The organism is Bartonella sp. ML70XJBT.G (genome assembly GCF_028618575.1).
Classification (GTDB): domain Bacteria; phylum Pseudomonadota; class Alphaproteobacteria; order Rhizobiales; family Rhizobiaceae; genus Bartonella.
Genome location: NZ_JAQITA010000050.1, coordinates 1 through 4,172, shown reverse-complemented (window position 1 = coordinate 4,172; position 4,172 = coordinate 1). Strand labels below are relative to the sequence as shown.

Here is a 4,172-nt window from a genome sequence, read left to right as displayed (position 1 = left end):
TTTGTCAGTTTGTGTCAGTAAATTGAACCGACAAAAGTAATCATTTTAGAGAATGATTAAAACACGTCTTTAAAAAACATGTGATCTCTTAAAGCCTTTCAAAAGACAGTTATAATCATAAGAAATGCTATCAAGGCTCTTATGGTTATGAGTTTTAGAGGTTTTGGGGGTTTTGGGGGTTCTTTTTACCCATTATCATTTTATTTTTTTAATCCAAAATAAAAGTTGTTATATTTCAATAAGTTAATGTTTCAAATAAACAACCTGTATTAAACACAACACATAAATACAATCTTTAATATATATTTAAGAGGGTTTTGTAGGTGTTTTGGGGGGTTTAAAAACAGACAAAACCTATAAGCAAAATATACATAGCTCTCTTTAAACAAAGCTTTTAAAAAGGATAAAGCTATCATTTGAGATTACGGTATAATCTTTTAAAGGCAATGTAAAAAAATCTAATTCACTTTAAGAGTGGATTTCTTATAAGTCTTAAAGCAATCCAAATGACAGTGTTTAAAAGTGCAAATGATTTCTTTTTAGAAGAACGCATGATAAATTATTTCTTTTAAGATTGTATCTAATTAACTTACAAAAGAGGTATAGCTATATTCTATACCCCTTATGAGTTTTAAGGTCTTATAAGCTTATTCAGTTTCTCTAATTTCTAATTTTGGTAGGTTTTTAACAATTTTCATTGTCTCTAAACTTACGGTAATAACCCTTTGAAACAATTCTAATGGATAAGCAGGGTTGCCAACGGTTTCAACAGCATAGCGATTGGCATCATTCACAATGCCGCTCTTTTTATCAGTTTTCACACATTGACGTTCCATAACCCATTCAAGAGCAGGCTTGCCATTGACGATATACTCATAAGCTTCAAGAGGAATGTCTGTTATGATGATATTGCTATTATAAATAACAGTCGATTTATCCTTTTCCTTGCTATTCTTAATTTTTGCGAATTTTATTTCAGTCACATAATAAAACTTTTCTGGATTAGAGATATCAGTCTGTTTTGGATTACCCTTTTTAAAGGTCACTGGATAAGGTTCCACATCTTCATAATTTACGTGTAAATAACCCAGTTCACGCCCTGCATTAACAAATTTCCAAAAATCTTCAGCACTTTTTACACAAGGGATACGAGGCAACTCTTTGCATAAGTTATCAGCATAACGGGAACGATAATCTTCTGAATGTAAGATTCCGTAAACGTAATAGAATAGATCATCTTTAGTGATGGTTTCATTCGGATAAGCCGCTTTAAAATGTGCTAGCCCTTCATCCGTCATGGCATCACGTCGTTGTAAACCAACATTTTTACTTTCTTCTGTAGCATTTGCAAATAAATGGGATTGTTTCTCACTTTTACCTTTTGAAGTTTTGACATCTTCATAGATATATCTTGGAAAGCATTGACCGTTCTCTATCATTTGGAAATCAGGCACTGTCTTAATCATGATGACAGAAAAATCTTTCGTTGCTCCTGTACCTGTAACTTGTATTACTCTATTTTCGACCACTTTTCCCATAGGAAATATTCGAGGTATTTGATAAACCATTTCATTGAAGGTGCGATTATAATAGAGCCACTGTTGTGTAAAAGGACGATAAAGACCTAGAGTAAGGCACGCATTTTCAAATTCAAAAAACTTTCCTTTTTCCAAATCTTGTTTAAGAGCACGGCTCCAACTGATTTTTTTAGCATCTGAATTTACGAAATTGTTTATAGCATTTTTACGTATCCTGCGATCAATATGTCCATAAGCATCATTAAACCGTTCCACTTCACTGTTATAGAAGGTAATCGTGTTACTTATATTTTTTACTAGATCTTCATGACTTGAATTATACGCCCAAGCATCACGACTTGTTACGATACCACAAGAAAAATTCTCAAAGAGCTTTTGATCATGTCTTTTTTTATCACCCATAGCTAAAAATATTTTGAAACTGTCATCACGTTGACCAAGCCAATCACCATATTTGTCTGGTGTAATTATTTGCCAACCTTTTTTGCTCCGTGTAATACCATCAATACTTCCAAGGGTTTCAATTATCGTAAGCTTTTCTTTTCTCGTGAGATAATCTCCAATATCATAGAAATATATCTTCCCCTGTTGTTGAGATTCTGGATTTTTCACGAGAATGGAAATCGCTATAGGGGCACGAGATCCTTCACCAAAAATTCCACCACTTTCTTTTTTACGTTGTTCTCCAGAAGTCCGTGCATTTCCTCGTAAATGGAAAATATAAAGACTGCTAAATTCCTCAGCGAGGCATTTGCGTAAACCATCCATAGCATTTGCATCTACAAAATTTGCATTTGTCACAAAACCAATTACCCCAGCATTATCAATACGGTCACTAGCCCAACGAATGGCACGTATATAACTGTCATAAACTCTATTAACATTACTTGCTCTGGATTGAGCAGCATAAGTTTCGCCGATACGTTTATCTAATATCGGATAAGGAGTATTTTTTGCATTATCATTTTCACTTTTTTGTCCAAATGAATAAGGGGGATTACCAAAAATAACTTTGATATCCAGATTTTTCTGATGTTCTAAATATTCACTGTTTTCTTTAAATAATTTTTGTAATAGACTTTCCTTTTCAAGCATTTGAAACGTATCGGTTAAACCAATATGCTTGAATGGGATATAATTCCCTTTCATAAGACTATGATAGGTCGATTCAATGTTAATGGCTGCTATGTAATACGCTAAGAGAACAATCTCATTGGCATGGATATCATGACGGAACTTATATTCCATATCCTCTGGTTTGATGAGATTGGATTGTAAAAGCCTTGTGATAAAGGTACCAGTCCCTGTAAAAGGGTCGAGAATAGAGACACCACGTGATCCTAGGCTTTTTCCAAATTCATTGCGTAAAACCTCATCAACGGAATGAATGATAAAATCCACAACCTCAACGGGGGTGTAAACAATCCCAAGCCTATCGGTGGTTTTCTTAAATGCTTTGGTAAAAAAATCTTCATAAAGCTTGATAATAAGGTTTTGTCTTGCTTGGGGGGAGGTAATCCCAGAGGCACGGAATTTCACACTGTCATAAAACTCTTGTAACTCTTTCGATACTTGCTTGATATTGGTTTTATCCAACTCAGCTAAGATCTTTTCCATGGCTTGTGAGATAGCATTGTTTTGCACAAATTCATTACCATCAAACAAGGCTTCAAACACGGGACGCGTGACAAGATGTTGTCCTAACATCTCAAGCGCTTCCTCTTGTTTGATTTCACTGTTTAAGTTGTTTTTTAGTTCTTTGTGAAAGCTTTCAAAGGCGTGATAGGCTTCACTGGTTTCATCGGATAGGATATCTTTAAGACGATTAATATGGTTTTGTGCAATTTCAGCAACATTGCCAGCCCATATGCCCCAATAATCCGCAAGGGTAAATTTCTTAGCCAAAAGGGTTTTAAGGGCATTGGGAAACTCTTTATAAAAAGGTAATCTCATTTGCCCTTTATAACTATGACGAGGTTCATAGGCTGCTTTTCCAATCTCAAGACCCGTGCTTTCTGGTTTCTCATAAACATAGATTTTATCTTCAACCGTGGTCATACTCTTTAAAGCAACAATCTCTAAAGTATGACTGACATCTTGGTCTAAAATCATCTGGTTAAGGGTTACTTCAAAGTTTTCATCATGGGAAAGCAAAGCATTGATCACTTGCCAAACAACACTGTATCTCTTGTTGTATTTTAAAGCCTCTTCAGCAGAAATCCCAGCAGGTACCCCAACCGGTAAAATGATATAGCCTCTCTTCTTGCCTTTGGCACGGCGCATAATACGCCCCACCGCCTGTATCACGTCCACTTGGCTTTTGCGCGGGTGTAAAAACATGATCGCATCAAGAGCAGGAACATCCACACCCTCAGAAAGACATCTTACATTGGTGAGCACACGGCAGGTGTTTTCCCCCGCATCTTCCTTTAACCAATCAAGGGCTTCATTGCGTTTCTTGGCACTTTGTGTTCCATCAATATGAGCAAAGGTACACTGAAGAGGCGGTGTCTCTTTATAGAGCTTATGAAGATTATATAATTCTTTCTGCATTTCTGCAGAATTGAATGTGTCACGGATACGTTCAGAGGTCTTGATATCTTTACAAAAAGCCAAAGCCCGCCGCATGGGATT

Annotated in this window: 1 protein-coding gene; it reads right to left on the bottom strand. The window is 35.8% G+C overall.

The window, feature by feature from the left end:
• Window positions 1-647: 647 nt before the first annotated feature.
• Window positions 648-4,172, bottom strand: a 3,525-nt coding sequence (locus PVV64_RS09985; RefSeq protein ID WP_273760838.1) for a type ISP restriction/modification enzyme, incomplete at its 5' end; no start/stop codon positions are given.